The organism is Nocardiopsis chromatogenes YIM 90109 (assembly GCF_000341185.1).
GTDB lineage: Bacteria > Actinomycetota > Actinomycetes > Streptosporangiales > Streptosporangiaceae > Nocardiopsis_A > Nocardiopsis_A chromatogenes.
Map to the genome: position 1 here is coordinate 16,285 of NZ_ANBH01000070.1, position 15,670 is coordinate 31,954.

13 protein-coding genes are annotated in these 15,670 nt (G+C 75.0%); 11 read left to right on the forward strand and 2 right to left on the reverse strand.

Going from position 1 to position 15,670, the window contains the following annotated elements; all coding sequences use genetic code 11:
- Nucleotides 1–15 precede the first annotated feature (15 nt).
- Genes D476_RS0107225 through tsaD form a run of 6 tightly spaced genes read left to right on the forward strand, consistent with a single transcriptional unit; the run spans nt 16 to nt 6,078 of the window.
- Nucleotides 16–2,196: a protease PrsW gene (locus D476_RS0107225; RefSeq protein WP_020380438.1), complete on the forward strand. Its 2,181-nt coding sequence runs from the start codon at nt 16–18 to the stop codon at nt 2,194–2,196.
- Between the two features lie 35 nt (nt 2,197–2,231).
- A complete protein-coding gene (gene alr / locus D476_RS0107230) occupies nt 2,232–3,362 on the forward strand; it encodes an alanine racemase (protein WP_017623281.1) in 1,131 nt (376 codons plus the stop codon).
- Between the two features lie 46 nt (nt 3,363–3,408).
- Entirely contained in the window at nt 3,409–3,861 is a 453-nt protein-coding gene (gene tsaE, locus D476_RS0107235) for a tRNA (adenosine(37)-N6)-threonylcarbamoyltransferase complex ATPase subunit type 1 TsaE (protein ID WP_017623282.1), read from the forward strand.
- Between the two features lie 11 nt (nt 3,862–3,872).
- Nucleotides 3,873–4,568 carry a tRNA (adenosine(37)-N6)-threonylcarbamoyltransferase complex dimerization subunit type 1 TsaB gene (gene tsaB, locus D476_RS0107240; protein WP_017623283.1) on the forward strand — a complete coding sequence of 232 codons (696 nt, stop codon included), beginning with the start codon at nt 3,873–3,875 and terminating at the stop codon, nt 4,566–4,568.
- Nucleotides 4,556–5,041, forward strand: a complete 486-nt coding sequence (gene rimI, locus D476_RS0107245; protein WP_017623284.1) for a ribosomal protein S18-alanine N-acetyltransferase — start codon at nt 4,556–4,558, stop codon at nt 5,039–5,041. The genes tsaB and rimI overlap by 13 nt, the downstream gene beginning before the upstream one ends.
- Nucleotides 5,038–6,078, forward strand: coding sequence for a tRNA (adenosine(37)-N6)-threonylcarbamoyltransferase complex transferase subunit TsaD (gene tsaD / locus D476_RS0107250; protein WP_017623285.1), 1,041 nt, complete (start codon nt 5,038–5,040; stop codon nt 6,076–6,078). The genes rimI and tsaD overlap by 4 nt, the downstream gene beginning before the upstream one ends.
- 78 nt (nt 6,079–6,156) lie before the next feature.
- On the opposite strand, the gene D476_RS0107255 is transcribed toward tsaD, so the two are convergent.
- A complete protein-coding gene (locus D476_RS0107255) occupies nt 6,157–8,193 on the reverse strand; it encodes a hypothetical protein (protein WP_020380439.1) in 2,037 nt (678 codons plus the stop codon).
- 375 nt (nt 8,194–8,568) lie between these two features.
- Nucleotides 8,569–9,840 carry a THUMP-like domain-containing protein gene (locus D476_RS0107260; protein WP_040725524.1) on the reverse strand — a complete coding sequence of 424 codons (1,272 nt, stop codon included), beginning with the start codon at nt 9,838–9,840 and terminating at the stop codon, nt 8,569–8,571.
- Between the two features lie 192 nt (nt 9,841–10,032).
- On the opposite strand from D476_RS0107260, the gene groES reads away from it, so the two are divergent.
- From groES to D476_RS0107285, 5 genes are all read left to right on the forward strand, one after another.
- Entirely contained in the window at nt 10,033–10,341 is a 309-nt protein-coding gene (groES, locus tag D476_RS0107265) for a co-chaperone GroES (RefSeq protein WP_017623287.1), read from the forward strand.
- A gap of 105 nt (nt 10,342–10,446) precedes the next feature.
- Nucleotides 10,447–12,063, forward strand: coding sequence for a chaperonin GroEL (gene groL / locus D476_RS0107270; RefSeq protein ID WP_017623288.1), 1,617 nt, complete (start codon nt 10,447–10,449; stop codon nt 12,061–12,063).
- 140 nt (nt 12,064–12,203) lie between these two features.
- Entirely contained in the window at nt 12,204–12,830 is a 627-nt protein-coding gene (locus D476_RS0107275; RefSeq protein WP_020380440.1) for a sigma-70 family RNA polymerase sigma factor, read from the forward strand.
- Between the two features lie 166 nt (nt 12,831–12,996).
- Nucleotides 12,997–14,490 (forward strand): IMP dehydrogenase, encoded by a 1,494-nt coding sequence (guaB, locus tag D476_RS0107280; protein ID WP_017623290.1) that lies wholly within the window; start codon nt 12,997–12,999, stop codon nt 14,488–14,490.
- Nucleotides 14,491–14,518: 28 nt separating this feature from the next.
- A complete protein-coding gene (locus D476_RS0107285) occupies nt 14,519–15,625 on the forward strand; it encodes a GuaB3 family IMP dehydrogenase-related protein (protein WP_017623291.1) in 1,107 nt (368 codons plus the stop codon).
- Nucleotides 15,626–15,670: the final 45 nt, after the last annotated feature.

Sequence of the window (15,670 nt, forward strand, 5' to 3'; positions counted from 1 at the left end):
GGCACGAGGGAGACGATGGACGTCCAGCCCATGCTCACCCGCGACCTGGTCCTGCGCGTATGCGCCAACTCCACCGAGTTCGCCGCCGCGTGGACCGACGACGGGCGCAAGGTCGTCGCCCCCTTCCTGGCGCCCCGCGACACCGCCCTCATCGACGCGGTCGTGCGCGGCGCGGCCGCCATGGGGGTGGAGCGGCTCCTGGTCTGCCGCACCCGCGCCGAGCACGCCTACGAGCCGGTCACCGACGCCCCCGCCACCACCGGCGGCATCGTGGAGGTCATCCGCGGGTGGGGCGAGGACCCCACCGACCTGGTGCTGGCCGTGGAGGACCTGTCGGCGGCCGTGCTGGTCACCGCGGACGAGCTGACCGTCGCGGCCGGGCCCGACGCCTTCGTCCGCGCCGTCGTGGGCACCGACGTCCCCGGGGTGCGCGCCGGGTTCGCCGAGGAGGCCCAGGACCGGCGCGACCCCGAGCTGATGCGGTCGGCCCAGCGGTACGGGTGCCTGGAGCCGGGCGGCCGGCACGCCCGCACCTCCCGCGCCCCCGGCCCCGACCTGGCCGAGCGGCTGGCCGAACGCGGGCGGTCGCTGCGCGAGAACGCCCCCGGGACCGCCCGCACGCTCCGCGCCCTGCGCGGCACCGCCTGCTGGGCGCTGCTCATCGTGCTCGGGATCGCCGCCGTGTTCGCCCCCGGCGTGTCCGCGGCCGTCCCCGCCGCCTTCGGCATGCTCTGGCTGCTGGTGCAGCTCGCGGTCCCCGCGCGCTCCCGCACCGTCGGCTTCGGCACCCTGGTGCGGATCGTGCCGCTGGGGGCGCTGGTGCTCTGGCCGGTCGCGTTCGTGCAGCAGACGCTGGGCGAGGCCCTGGGGCCGGCGGCGATGGACGCCGGAGCCGGGGTCTACGTGGCCGTCTACACCGAGGAGATCGGCAAGCTGGTGCCGCTGCTGGTGCTGTGGCCGGTCGCGCGCCGCCGGCTCCGCCGCCTGGCCGCCGTCGACTACCTGCTGCTCGGCGCCGCCTCCGGCGCCGGGTTCCACCTGGCCGAGCAGGGCCTGGCGGCACTGGCGAGCCGCGGCGCGCTCGTCGCGGGCGCGAACCACGAACTGTTCACGCTGCTGCCCGGGTGGAGCCGGATCGTCCCCGACGGCCCCGTCTTTCCCGGGCACGCGGTGCTGACCGCGCTGGTCACCGGGGCGTTCGGGCTGGCCGCGGTCGGGCGCCGCTCCCACGGGGCGTGGCTGTGGGCGCTGCCGGTGCTGGCGGCGGGCACCGCCGCCATCGTGCACACCCGCTACAACGCGGCGGCCGAGGGGCTGGCCGTCGACCCCTTCGGGCTCTTCCTGGCGGCGCTCACCGGCGACGGCGCACTGGTGCGGTGGATGCTGCTCGCGGTGCTGGCCGCCGCCGTGTTCCTGGACTACCGGCTGGTGCGGCCCACCGCCGACACGACGCCCCCGCTGCCCGGGGACGAACCGCTGGCCGGTCTGACCCGCGCCGCCCGCGGCCGCCAGGTGCGGGCGGGGGTCCGGGTGCCCGGCGACATCGCCCCGGTGTTCCGCCGGGCGGCGCTGGCCGCCATCCGGCTGCCGGTGACGCTGGCCACCGGCGTGGCGGCGATGGCCCACGAGCTGGGCGTGCAGTGGCGGGCGGCCCGGACGGGCCCCTCGGCGCTCTTCGACTCCTGGCGCTTCCTGCGGCACCGCCGCGCCCACGCGATGGGCGCGGCCCGCGCGGCGGGGCGCCCGTGGCGCCGGTACCCGTCGTACTCCCGGCTGGACGCGGCCCGGCGCCGCTTGGAGTCGGGCGCGCCCGCGGCCGGAGCCGCGGCGGTGGTGGGGACCGCGGCCGCCGCCGCGGCCGCCGTGCCCGCACCGCCCCCGATCGCGGCCGAACCGCAGGGGGCGGCGTACGCCCTGCCGGTGCTGCGGTCGGCGCTCGACACGCTGGCGAACGCGCCGGGCGCGGAGACGGCCTGGGCGCTCGTCGGGGCGGCGGCGCTCCTGGCGCTGGCCGTCGGCGGGTGGGCGGTCCCGTGGTCGCCGCCCGCGGCACGGACCCTGCTGCGCAGCCCGGGGCGGGCGGCCATGGAGATCATGGGCATGGCGGCGCCGGGGCAGCTGGCCTACGCGGCCGCCGGTCTGGCGTGCCTGCTGGTCCCGCGCCCCCGCCGTGAGCACCGTCCCGCGCCGATGTGACCCGGGCGGCCCGCCCACCGTGCAAAACTGAATCCATGCCACCGAACTCCGCCGAAGCCCGCGTCGACCTGGGGGCCATCGCCGAGAACACCGCGCTGCTGGCCCGCCGGGCGGGCGGCGCCGAGGTGATGGGGGTCGTCAAGGCCGACGGCTACGGGCACGGCATGCTCCCCGCCGCCCGCGCCGTGCTCGCGGGCGGCGCCACCTGGCTGGGCACGGCGTTCGTCGAAGAGGCCCTGGAACTGCGCGCCGCCGGGATCACCGCCCCCGCCGTGGCGTGGATCCTGCCGCCCGGCGCCCCGCTCCGCGCGGCCGTCGCCGCCGACATCGAGCTCGGCGTCTCCGCCGGGCACGTGCTCGACGACGCGGTCCGTGCCGCCCGCGCCGAGGGCCGCCCCGCGCGGGTGCACCTCAAGGCCGACACCGGGCTCAACCGGGGCGGGGTCACCGCCGCGGACTGGCCCGCCCTCACCGCCGCGGCCGCCGCCGCCGAGGCCTCCGGCGAGATCGAGGTCACCGGCGTGTTCTCGCACTTCGCCTGCGCCGACGAGCCGGGCCACCCGTCCATCGCCGGGCAGGTCTCCGCCTTCTCCGAGGCCCTGGAGATCGCCGAGAAGGCCGGGCTGCGCCCCCGCGTGCGCCACTTCGCGAACTCGGCCGCCACCCTCACCCTCCCCGAGACCCACTACGACCTGGTGCGCCCCGGCATCGCCTCCTACGGCCTGTGCCCGATCCCGGGCATGGAGGTGCCCGGGCTGCGCCCGGCGATGACGATGCGCGCCCGCGTCGCCCTGGTCAAGCGGGTCCCCGCGGGCAGCGGCGTCTCCTACGGCCACCGCTACACCACCGCGGCCCCCGCCAACCTCGCGCTGGTGCCGGTCGGGTACGGCGACGGGGTCCCCCGGGCCGCGACCAACACCGCCGAGGTCCTGGTGGCCGGGCGCCGCCGCACCGTCTCCGGGACGGTCTGCATGGACCAGTTCATGGTGGACCTGGGGGAGGACACCGCCGAGCCCGGCGACTGGGCGGTCCTGTTCGGCGACCCCGCGCGGGGCGAGCCCGGCGCCCGGGACTGGGCGCGGGCGCTCGGCACGATCCCCTACGAGATCGTCACCCGGGTGGGGCCCCGGGTCGCACGCGTCTACACCGGCCCCGGGGCGCCCTGACCCGTTCCGGTCCCGGAACGCGCCGGGGCCGCCTACCCTGGTATCCGTGAAGCAGACCGACGTGATCCCGACCGATGCCGCCATGCGCGACCTGGGCGTGCGCCTGGCCGGGGTGCTCGCCGCGGGCGACCTGGTCATCATGTCCGGGCCGCTCGGGGCGGGGAAGACCACCCTCACCCAGGGGCTCGCCGAGGGCATGAAGGTCCGCGGCCCCATCACCTCGCCGACCTTCGTGATCTCGCGCATCCACCCGCCGCTGGCCGGCGGCCCGTCCCTGGTGCACGTGGACGCCTACCGGCTCTCCGGCGCCGACGAGCTCGACGACATCGACCTCGACATGACCCTGCCCGACGCGGTGACGGTCGTGGAGTGGGGCGAGGGCGTGGCCGAGGGGCTGAGCGACGAGCGCCTGGAGGTGGCGATCGACCGCCGCCCCGACGACACCCGCGAGGTGCGCCTGACCGGCATCGGCGCCCGCTGGGACGGCGTGCGGCTGTAGGCTGGGCGACCGTGCTGCTTCTGGCTTTCGATACCGCGACCCCGGCCGTCACCGCCGCGGTCTGCCAGGCCCCCGAGGGCGGGGGCCCACACACCGTCCGCACCGCGGCCGCCTCCTCCTCGGTCGACGCGCGCCGCCACGGCGAGCTGCTCGCCCCGGCGATCCGGGACGTCCTCGCCGAGGCCGGCGCCGGGCCGGGCGACATCGCGCACATCGCCGTGGGCGTGGGCCCCGGCCCCTACACCGGGCTGCGGGTCGGCCTGGCCACCGCCCTGTCCCTGGCCGACGCCCTGGGGGTGCCCTGCCACGGGGTGCCCACCCTGGACGCGGTCGCCTACGCCTCCGGGCGCACCGGCCCGTTCATCGCGGCCAGTGACGCCCGCCGCAAGGAGGTGTTCTGGGCGCGCTACGCCGACGCCTCCACCCGCACCGGGGAGATCGCCGTGGACCGCCCCGCGGAGGTGGACACCGGCGGGCTGCCGGTGATCGGCCACGGCGCGGCGCTGTACCCCGCCGCCCTGGGCGGCGGATCCGAGGAGACGGCCGCGTTCGAGCCGCTCTACCCCTCGGCCTCGGCCCTGGGCGAGCTGGCCCTGCGCCGCCTGCTGGCCGGGGAGGACCTGGACCCGCCCCGGCCGCTGTACCTGCGCCGCCCCGACGCCGCGGAGCCGTCCGCGCCGAAGAGGGTGGGCCAGTGGAAGGCGTGAGCGCGGTCCGGATCCGCCGCATGGACGACGAGGACGTCGCGCCGGTCATGGTGCTGGAGCGCGCCCTGTTCCCCAAGGACGCCTGGACCGAGGACATGCTCCGGGGCGAGCTGTCCGAGCCCACCCGGCACTACTACGTCGCCGACCGCGGCGGCGAGCTGCTCGGGTACGCGGGCCTGCGCGCGGTGCCGCCCGAGGGCGACGTGCAGACCATCGCGGTGCGCGCCGACGCCCAGGGCCACGGCCTGGGGGCGCGCCTGCTGACGGCGCTGCTCGCCGAGGCGCAGGAGCGGGGCGTCACCGAGATGTTCCTGGAAGTGCGCTCGGACAACCCGCGGGCGCGTGAGCTCTACCGCCGCTTCGGCTTCGGCGAGATCGGGGTGCGCCGCAAGTACTACCGGGACGCCGACGCGGTCGTGATGCGCCGCTCGGCGACGGCGGCCGAGCGGTCGGGCGAGGAGAGGATCCGATGAGCCGAGACGACCTCCCACTGGTCCTGGGCATCGAGACGTCGTGCGACGAGACCGGGGCGGGCCTGGTGCGCGGCTGCACGCTGCTGGGCGAGGACGTCGCCTCCAGCGTGGAGCAGCACGCCCGCTTCGGCGGCGTGGTGCCGGAGGTGGCCAGCCGCGCGCACCTGGAGGCGATGGTGCCCACGGTGCGCCGCGCCCTGGACAAGGCCGGGGCGGCGCCCTCCGACGTGGACGCGGTGGCGGTCACCGCGGGCCCGGGGCTGGCCGGCGCCCTTCTGGTGGGGGTGTCGGCGGCCAAGGCGTACGCGATGGCGCTGGACGTGCCGCTGTACGGGGTGAACCACCTGGTCGGCCACGTGGCCGTGGACCAGCTGGAGCACGGGCCGCTGCCCAAGCCCGCGGTGGCGCTGCTGGTGTCCGGCGGGCACACCTCGCTGCTGCTCGTGGAGGACCTGGCGACGCGGGTGCGGTCGCTGGGCGACACCGTGGACGACGCCGCCGGTGAGGCCTACGACAAGGTCGCCCGCCTGGTCGGACTGCCCTACCCGGGCGGCCCGCCGATCGACCGCGCCGCCCGCGAGGGCGACCCGGAGGCGATCCGGTTCCCGCGCGGCAAGTGGGGCGACGGGACCTACGACTTCTCCTTCTCGGGGCTGAAGACGGCGGTGGCCCGCTGGGTCGAGGACGCCGGGCGCACCGGGGAGGACCTGCCGGTGCCCGACATCGCCGCGGGGTTCCAGGAGTCGGTGGTGGACGTGCTGACCCGCAAGGCCGTCGACGCCTGCGTGGACAACGGCGTGGAGCACCTGGTGATCAGCGGCGGCGTGGCGGCCAACTCGCGGCTGCGCGCGCTGGCCGCGGAGCGCTGCGCCGCGGCCGGGGTGGAGCTGCGCGTGCCGCGCCCGAAGCTGTGCACCGACAACGGCGCGATGATCGGGGCCCTGGGGGCCGAGGTGGCGGCCGCCGGGCTGCCCCCGTCCCGCCTGGACCTGGCGACGGACACCTCGCTCCCGGTGGAGCTGCCCCTGGCCCCCTGACGGGGGCGGGGACGGCGCACGGGGACGGCGAAGGGGGCGGGCCGACGGCCCGCCCCCTTCGCCCGCGTCCGATGCGCCCTACTCGTCGTCGTCATCGTCCTCGTCGCGGCGGCGCCGCTTGCGGCCGTCCTTGCCGCCCGGGCGCAGCAGCGCCTCGGCCAGCGCCAGCATCGTCTCCTCCAGCGCCGCCAGCCGCTTGGTGACGTCGTCGTGCGAGGTCTCCACGGCCTCGCTCAGCGCCTCCTCGAACTCGTGGCGGTCCGGGCGGGCCTGGACGTCCTTGGCGATCGGGGCCAGCGCACCGGTCAGCGCCTTCTCCAGGGCGTCCAGGCGGTCGCCGTGGTCGACCACGGGCCGCTCCACCAGTTCGGACAGCCGCCGGTGCAGCTCGGAGACCTCCATCACCGACGGGAGCTGCGACAGCCGCTGGTTGAGCGCCTCCAGCCGGTCGTCCACCGCCTCCAGGCGCCCGTCCACGCCGTCGATCTGGCCGTCGACGCCGTCCAGGTGGCCGGTGACCCCCTCGAACTTGCCCTCGACGCCGCCGAGCCGCCCCTCGATGCCCTCCAGGCGCCCGTTGACCCCGTCGAAGCTGCCCTCGAAGTGGCCCTCGAAGGTGTCGAACCGGTCGCTCAGCCGTCCGAGACCGCCGTCGAACCGGCCGCTGATGGCCTCCAGGTGCCCGTCGATGCGCTCGCCCACCGACGCCCTGTGCTCCTCGGCCTTGGCGGTGAGCGCGCCGATGCCCGACTCCAGCGCGGCCTTGAGGGACTCCAGCTCGGCCGCGGCGGCCGCCCGGTCCTCCTCGGCCTGCGAGCGCAGGGAGCGCGCGGTCTCCTCCAGCCGCTCGGCCAGGTGCTCGCGGTACTGGTCGTCGCGCTCGCGCAGCTCCGAGCGGTGCAGTTCGAGCTGCTCGTGCAGCTCGCCGAGGCGCTCGCGCATGTGCGTACGCAGCTCGCCCAGCCGCTCCTCGGTGGAGGCGGCCAGCTTGCCCAGCGCGCCGGAGACGTCGGCCACCGCCGCCGTCGCCTCGGCGTGGTTCTCCTCGTTCTGGGCGGTGAGCTTGGCGGCCGCCTTGGCGAGCTCGGAGGTGAGCGCCTCGCGCTGCTCGCCCAGCGCGGCGGTCAGCGCCTCGTGGTTCTCCGCGGCGCGCGTCTCCAGCGATTCGCGCTGGCCCTGGAGGGCGGTGGTGACGGCCTCGTGGTTCTCGGTGACACGGGTCTCGAGCGCCTCGCGCTGCTCGTTCAGCGCGGTGGTGAGCGCCTCGTGGTTCTCCGCGGCGCGCGTCTCCAGCGATTCGCGCTGGCCCTGGAGGGCGGTGGTGACGGCCTCGTGGTTCTCGGTGACACGGGTCTCGAGCGCCTCGCGCTGCTCGTTCAGCGCGGTGGTGAGGGCCTCGTGGTTCTCCGCGGCGCGCGTCTCCAGCGACTCGCGCTGCTCCTGGAGCGCGGTGGTCAGCGCCTCGTGGTTCTCACCGACCTTGGACTCCAGCGTGTCGTGCCGCTCGGCCAGGGCGGTGGTCAGCTCCTCGGCGCGCGTCCTCTCGGCCTCCGAGAGCGACCCCAGCGCCGACTCCAGCGACGCGACCCGCTCGGCCAGCGCGGCCACGCGCTCCTCCGTCGCCTCCGAGAGCGCCTGCACGCCCCCGCCGACCTCCTCGACCCCGGTGCCCACCTCGTCCAGGCGGGTGCGGGTGCGGGCCTGCTCGTCGGAGAGCTCCTTGATCCGGTCCAGCGCGGTGGTGACGTGGTCGGCCACCCCGCGCACGTCGGCCCGCAGCGCCGGGATCTCGGCGAGCGGCTTGACCCGCTGGCCGACCATCTCGATGTGCTCGGCGAGGGTCTCGGCCCACTCCGGCGGGCGCGCCCCCAGCTCGTCGACCTTGCCCTGGACGGCGGCGACCGCCTCGGCCAGCGTGGTGAACTCGCGTTCACGGAACTCGCGCAGGAGCCATTCCATGCCCTCCAGGCGCTGGCGCATCTCCTCGGTGACGGCGCCCTGGGACTTCTGCTCGGAGACCTGCTCCTGGGCGGCCCGGGACAGCAGGTCCCGCATCCGGTCGGAGATGCCGGTCTGACCTCCTCCGTTGAGGAAGTTGTGGCTGCTCTGTTCCACCGAGGCGCTCCTTATGTGCTCTGGAGAGGGCCCCCGGCCCGGACGGATGGGACGGGGGCGGGAGAGGTCGGGACGTCGGCGCCGGGGCGGCGGGGCGCATCACCCGGCGCCAGTGGTCGAACGCGTGCGGTGACCGTCGCGGGCGCGGCGGCCCACCGGGGCGCACCGGGCCCACGGGCCGCCGCCGGACGCATCCGCCGGAAGGGAGACGCCGACCGCGCGGGCCAGTTTAACGACATGGGCCTCGCTCGCCGCGGTCGAGTACCGAAGATCGCTTCCCTCCTGGAAGGTCCACACCGCAACGCTAGTACCGGAATCATCGGGAGTCACCGTCGTTCCGTGGAATTTCCGGAAAGCGAATTTCGCCCCTTTCGTTCACGGTGCGGCGCTGACCTCGGAACACAGCAGGCAGAACGGCTTATCGCCGATCCGGGTGAGCACGACCACCACGGATCCGGGCCCCGACGGCCGGAGGTCGCGGCGCAGCCGCTCCACGTCCACGGCCGATCCGCGTTTCTTAATCGTTACGGTCCCCGCCCCCCGGGCGCGCACCGCGGCGCGCAGCCGCTTCAGCGAGAACGGCATCGCCTCGTGCACTTCATAGGCGCGGCAGAACGGCGTCTCCACCCGTTCATCGGAGGCGATGTAGGCGATCCTCGGGTCCAGCAGCCCCCCGCCGACCAGCGCGGCGGCCTCGGCCACCAGGTGCGCCCGCACCACTGCGCCGTCCGGCTCGTACAGGTACCGGCCCACCCGGCCGGTCGGCGCCTGGGCCTCCTGGACCCCGCCGGACAGGGTGTCGGCGCGGCCGCCGCGCAGCAGCGTGGCCCGGCGCGCCGCCCCGTCGGCCAGTCCGCCGAACCACAGGGCCGCCTCCTTCACGTCGCCGCCGACCGACACCCACTCGGCCGACACCCCCTGCGGGATCCGCTCGTAGGGCAGTCCGGGCGCGGCCTTGACGCAGGCCGCGGGGGCCGACGCCGCCAGCGCGCACACCGTGTCCCAGGCGGGGGAGTAGGCGTCGGGGTCGAATACCCGCCCCCGCCCCCCGCGCCGCGCGGGGTCGCAGAAGACCGCGTCCGTGTCCGGCCCGGGCGCCCAGTCCGGGCCGACCGTGCCGACGCGGGCGCGCGCCCTGCCGCCCACGCCCAGCGCCGCGAAGTTGGCGGCGGCCACGGCCGCCGTGGAGGGGTCGGCGTCCACCGCGTCCACCCGCATCCCGGCCTCGGCCAGGGCCGCCGCGTCCGCCCCGATGCCGCAGCACAGGTCGGCCACCTGGGCCCCCGGGCCGAGCGCGGAGGCGAACCGCGCGGCCCGGTGCCGCGCCGCCTCGGCGCGGGTGGCCTGTTCCAGTCCGTCCCGGGTGAAGAACATGCGGTCGGCGCGCCCGCCGAACTTCTCCCTCGCGCGTGCGCGCAGGCGCGCCTGGGTCAGCGCCGCCGCGGCGACGTCGGCGGGGGAGTGCCCGCCCAGCTCGTCGGCGTGCTCTTCGGCGAACGCCCGCAGCCGGGTCGCGGCGCGCAGCGCGTCGGCGCCCGCCCCCTCCTGTGCGGCCCGCTCCAGCAGCCGTGCGCCCACCGGTGTGAGCAGCGCCGTCAGCGCCCCCGACGCCGTTCCGCCCTGCTCACCAGGCCCTGTCTCGGGCAATGCTTTCCCCCTGTGACCAGTTGTTTGACGCGCCCGAGAGGCCGGGCTAATGTTCGGTACTGGCACTCTCGACGGTAGAGTGCTAACCGCGACGAGGCCGGTCTGGCACCCGCGACGGCAGGCCGCCGTGGTCGCCCCTTTTGACAAGAATGCCGTCCCGCATCATCGAACCTGAAGGGGGAGGTCACACCCGTGTCGACCGCCACCAAGACCGTCCTGAAGCCGCTTGAGGACCGCGTCGTCGTCAAGACCCTCGAGGCCGAGCAGACCACCGCCTCCGGCCTGGTCATCCCGGACACCGCCAAGGAGAAGCCCCAGGAGGGCGAGGTCCTGGCCGTGGGCCCGGGCCGCCTCGACGACAACGGCAACCGCGTCGCCCTCGACGTCAAGGTCGGCGACGTCGTCCTGTACAGCAAGTACGGCGGCACCGAGGTCAAGTACGACAACGAGGAGTACCTCGTCCTCTCCGCCCGCGACCTGCTCGCGGTCGTCGAGAAGTAGGACCTCCTCGCCCGCGCCCCGCGCGCGGTGCACCAGCCCCGGCCGGCCCCCGCGCCGGGCGGGGCTTTCGCACATCACCGTACTTGCACGAAAGAGGCAGCGCCCATGCCCAAGATCCTGGAATTCAAGGAGGAGGCCCGCCGCTCCCTGGAGCGCGGTGTGGACCGCCTCGCCGACGCCGTCAAGGTGACGCTGGGCCCCAAGGGCCGCAACGTCGTCATCGACAAGAAGTTCGGCGCCCCGACCATCACCAACGACGGCGTCACCGTGGCCCGCGAGGTCGAGCTGGAGGACCCCTACGAGGACCTGGGGGCCCAGCTCGTCAAGGAGGTCGCGACCAAGACCAACGACGCCGCCGGCGACGGGACCACCACCGCCACCGTGCTGGCCCAGGCCCTGGTCAAGGAGGGGCTGCGCAGCGTCGCCGCCGGCGCCTCCCCGGTCGCGCTGAAGAAGGGCATCGCCACCGCCGCCGAGGCCGTCTCCGCGGCCCTGCTGGAGCGCGCCCGCGAGGTCGGCGAGCGCGCCGACATCGCCTACGTGGCCACCAACTCGGCCCAGGACGCCCAGATCGGCGACCTGATCGCCGAGGCGTTCGACAAGGTGGGCAAGGACGGGGTCATCACCGTCGAGGAGTCCCCGGCCATGGGCCTGGACCTGCAGTTCACCGAGGGGCTGCAGTTCGACAAGGGCTACGTCTCGCCCTACTTCGTCACCGACGGGGACCGCCAGGAGGCGGTCCTGGAGAACGCCCTGATCCTGATCCACCAGGGCAAGATCTCCAACCTCAACGAGCTGCTGCCGCTGCTGGAGAAGATCGTCCAGCAGAAGAAGCCGCTGCTGATCATCGCCGAGGACATCGAGGGCGACGCGCTGGGCGCGCTGGTCCTGAACAAGATCCGCGGCGCCCTCAACGTCGCCGCGGTCAAGGCGCCCGGCTTCGGCGAGCGCCGCAAGGCGATGCTGCAGGACATCGCGGTCCTCACCGGCGGCCAGGTCATCGCCGAGGAGGTCGGCCTGACCCTGGAGAACGCCGAGATCGACGTGCTGGGCAGCGCCCGCCGCATCACCGTCACCAAGGACGACACCACCGTGGTCGACGGCGGCGGCGAGCAGTCCGAGGTCGACGACCGGGTCCGCCAGATCCGCAAGGAGATCGAGGCCAGCGACTCCGACTGGGACCGCGAGAAGCTCCAGGAGCGGCTGGCCAAGCTGGCCGGCGGCGTCTCGGTGCTGCGCGTGGGCGCGGCCACCGAGGTCGAGCTCAAGGAGAAGAAGCACCGCCTGGAGGACGCGATCTCGGCCACCCGCGCCGCGATCGAGGAGGGCATCGTCCCCGGCGGCGGCGCCTCGCTGGTGCACGCCGCCGCGGCCCTGGACGGCCTGGAGCTGTCCGGCGACGAGGCCACCGGCGCCGACATCGTGCGCCGCGCCCTGCCCGAGCCGGCCCGCTGGATCGCGGTCAACGCCGGCGCCGAGGGCTACGTGGTCACCTACAAGATCGCCGAGATGGAGCCCGGCCACGGCTTCAACGCCGCCACCGGGACCTACGGCGAGCTGATGTCGCAGGGCATCATCGACCCGGTCAAGGTCACCCGCTCGGCGGTGGAGAACGCCGCCTCCATCGCCGGCATGCTGCTCACCACCGAGGTGCTGGTGGTGGACAAGCCGGAGGAGGACGAGGGCGAGGCCGCCGGACACGGCCACGGCCACGGGCACTAGAGCCCGCGCCGCATTACCATGCGTGCCCCGGGGTCCCACCCGGGGCACGCGTGTTTTACCCGGCATTTCCGCCAAATGTGATCATTCTGTATCCGCGGTTCGTGACGTTAAGGGGCCGTGCTCGGGGCATGATTCGGAGCGTGACGGATCAACGCGCCGCCGGGGCCACGCTGGCCAGGCGTTCGGCACCCCGGCGCCCAGCGGCCGATGACGCGGAGCTGGGGCGGCTGACCTCGCTCGCGGTCCAGGGGGACCACGGCGCGGTCGACTCGCTCCTACGCGAGATCCGCCCCATGGTGGTGCGGTACTGCCGGGCACGGCTCTCCCGGGTCTCCGGGTACGCCCACTACACCGACGACGTGGCCCAGGAGGTGTGCATCGCGCTGCTGTCGGCCCTCCCCCGCTACGAGGACATGGGCCGCCCCTTCGCCGCGTTCGTCTTCGGGATCGCCGCCCACAAGGTCGCCGACGCCCTGCGCACCTCCACCCGCGCCGACGTGCCTACCGACGCGGTCCCCGACCGGCCCGACGAGGGCCCCTCGCCCGAGGAGGCGGCGGTGCGCAGCGTCGAGGCCGAACGGGCCCGGGCCCTCCTGGAAGAACTTCCCGAGCAGCAGCGGCGGCTGCTCGTCATGCGCGTGATTGCGGGACTATCAGCAGATGAGACCGGACATGTACTCGGAATGTCGGCGGGCGCGGTACGGGTTGCCCAGCACCGAGCTCTTGCTCGGCTTCGGCATGTGGCCGTGGCGAACCGCCTCTTCTGAGCGGCCCGGCCACGCCCCCCGCACCCCCGGCCCGCGCGGCTGCCGCCGCCCCTCCCGCATCCCCGCCGACCGCTGGTGCCGCGCCCACCTGTGACCCCGTTCACGGGGTGTCGGCCTGTCCCATGGATCTAGGATGGACGGGCACGCGCGAGTGGTTGGGATATCCATGACACAGCTTTACACGGGGGAGGGCGGCAAGGTCCTTCCGCCCGGACTCACCTACGACGACGTCCTGCTGGTGCCGGCGTACTCGGACCTGCAGCCCGGCGAGGCCGACACCTCCACACGGCTGTCCCGCGGCATCGAGCTGCGCATCCCGCTGCTCTCGGCGGCCATGGACACGGTCACCGAGGCGCGCACCGCGGTCGCCATGGCCCGCCAGGGCGGCGCCGGGGTGCTGCACCGCAACCTCACCGGCGAGGAGCAGGCCGCCCAGGTCGACCTGGTCAAGCGCTCCGAGGCCGGGATGGTCACCGACCCGGTCACCTGCGCCCCCGACGACACCCTCGCCGACGTGGAGCGCCTCAGCGCCCACTACCGCATCTCCGGGGCCCCGGTCACCGACTCAGGCGGCCGCCTGGTCGGCATCGTCACCAACCGCGACATGCGCTTCGAGGTGGACCGCAGCCGCCGCGTCCGGGACGTGATGACCCCCATGCCGCTGGTCACCGCTCCGGTGGGGGTCGGCCGCGAGGAGGCGCTGCGCCTGCTGCGCGAGAACAAGGTGGAGAAGCTCCCGCTGGTCGACGCCGAGGGGCGGCTGCGCGGACTCATCACCGTCAAGGACTTCATCAAGAGCGAGCAGTTCCCCGACGCCACCAAGGACGCCGACGGGCGCCTGGTGGTCGGCGCGGCCGTGGGGGTGGGCGGCGACGCCGTCGAGCGCGCCAAGCTGCTGGTCGAGGCCGGGGTGGACTTCCTGGTCGTGGACACCGCGCACGGCCACTCCTCCGGCGTGCTGGAGACCGTGTCCACCCTCAAGGGCAACGCCGACGTGGACGTGGTGGCGGGCAACATCGCCACCCGGGACGGCGCGCAGGCGCTCATCGACGCCGGCGCCGACGGCGTCAAGGTCGGGGTGGGCCCCGGCTCCATCTGCACCACCCGGGTCGTCGCCGGGGTGGGCGCCCCCCAGGTCACCGCCGTGATGGAGGCCGCCAAGGCGGCCGGGCCCGCCGGGGTGCCGGTCATCGCCGACGGCGGCCTGCAGTACTCGGGCGACATCGCCAAGGCGGTCGTGGCCGGGGCCAGCACCGTGATGCTGGGCAGCCTGCTGGCCGGGGTCGAAGAGAGCCCGGGCGAGCTGATCTTCATCAACGGCAAGCAGTACAAGACCTACCGCGGCATGGGGTCGCTGGGCGCCATGCGCGGCCGCTCCTTCTCCAAGGACCGCTACTCCCAGGCCGAGGTCACCACCGAGGAGAAGCTCATCCCCGAGGGCGTGGAGGGCCAGGTGCCCTACCGCGGGCCGCTGGAGGCCGTCGCCCACCAGCTCGTGGGCGGGCTGCGCCAGTCCATGTGGTACGCAGGGGCGCGCACCGTCGACGAACTGCGCGAGCACGGGCGCCTCATGCAGATCACCGCGGCGGGGCTCAAGGAGAGCCACCCGCACGACATCCAGATGACCGTCGAGGCGCCGAACTACAGCGGCCGCAAGTAGCAGCGAGGAGAGCGAAGCGTTGGCTCAGGTGGAGATCGGGCTGGGCAAGAACGGGCGCCGGGCGTATGAGCTCGACGAGATCGGGATCGTCCCCGCCCGCCGCACCCGCGACCCCGAGGAGGTGTCGATCGCCTGGCAGATCGACGCCTACCGGTTCGAGATGCCGCTGGTCGCCAGCCCCATGGACAGCGTGTCCTCGCCGGAGACCGCGGTCGCCCTGGGGCGCCACGGCGGGCTGGGCGTGCTGGACCTGGAAGGGCTGTGGACCCGCTACGAGGACCCCGAGCCGCTGCTGGCCGAGATCCGCGAGCTGGGCGACGAGGCCGCCACCGAGCGCCTGCAGGCGATCTACGCCGAGCCGATCAAGGAGGAGCTGATCGGCCGCCGGATCGAGGAGATCCGCTCGGCCGGCGTGGTCGCCGCCGCACGGCTCTCCCCGCAGCGCACCGCCCAGTACCACAAGGCGGTGCTGGACGCGGGGGTGGACCTGTTCGTCATCCGCGGCACCACCGTCTCCGCCGAGCACGTCTCCGGCCGCGCCGAGCCGCTCAACCTCAAGCAGTTCATCTACGACCTGGACGTCCCGGTCGTGGTGGGCGGCTGCGCCACCTACACCGCGGCGCTGCACCTGATGCGCACCGGCGCCGCCGGGGTGCTGGTGGGCTTCGGCGGCGGCGCCGGGCACACCACCCGGTCGGTGCTGGGCGTGGCGGTGCCGATGGCCAGCGCCGTGGGCGACGTGGCCGCGGCCCGCCGGGACTACCTCGACGAGTCCGGCGGCCGGTACGTGCACGTCATCGCCGACGGCGGGATGACCGGCAGCGGCGACATCGCCAAGGCGCTGGCGTGCGGCGCCGACGCGGTGATGGTCGGCTCCCCGCTGGCCCGCGCCGCCGAGGCCCCGGGCGGCGGCTACCACTGGGGCAGCGAGGCGCACCACGGCGAGCTGCCCCGCGGCGAGCGCGTGCACGTGGGCACCGTCGGCGACCTGGCGGCCATCCTCGACGGCCCGGCGCACGCCGGGGACGGCTCGATGAACCTGCTCGGCGCGCTGCGGCGGACCATGGCCACCGCGGGCTACTCCGACCTGAAGGAGTTCCAGCGGGTCGAGGTCGTCGTCAACCCGCACCGGTAGCGCCGCGCCGCCGACGCGCCCGTCCCCGCCCCGACGTGTCACCCG

Bases quoted from the DNA above. Each gene is read 5' to 3' on its own strand.
- groL (WP_017623288.1), top strand. From the start codon at position 10,447: ATGCCCAAGATCCTGGAATTCAAGGAGGAGGCCCGCCGCTCCCTGGAG.
- alr (WP_017623281.1), top strand. From the start codon at position 2,232: ATGCCACCGAACTCCGCCGAAGCCCGCGTCGACCTGGGGGCCATCGCC.
- tsaD (WP_017623285.1), top strand. From the start codon at position 5,038: ATGAGCCGAGACGACCTCCCACTGGTCCTGGGCATCGAGACGTCGTGC.
- guaB (WP_017623290.1), top strand. From the start codon at position 12,997: ATGACACAGCTTTACACGGGGGAGGGCGGCAAGGTCCTTCCGCCCGGA.
- D476_RS0107225 (WP_020380438.1), top strand. From the start codon at position 16: ATGGACGTCCAGCCCATGCTCACCCGCGACCTGGTCCTGCGCGTATGC.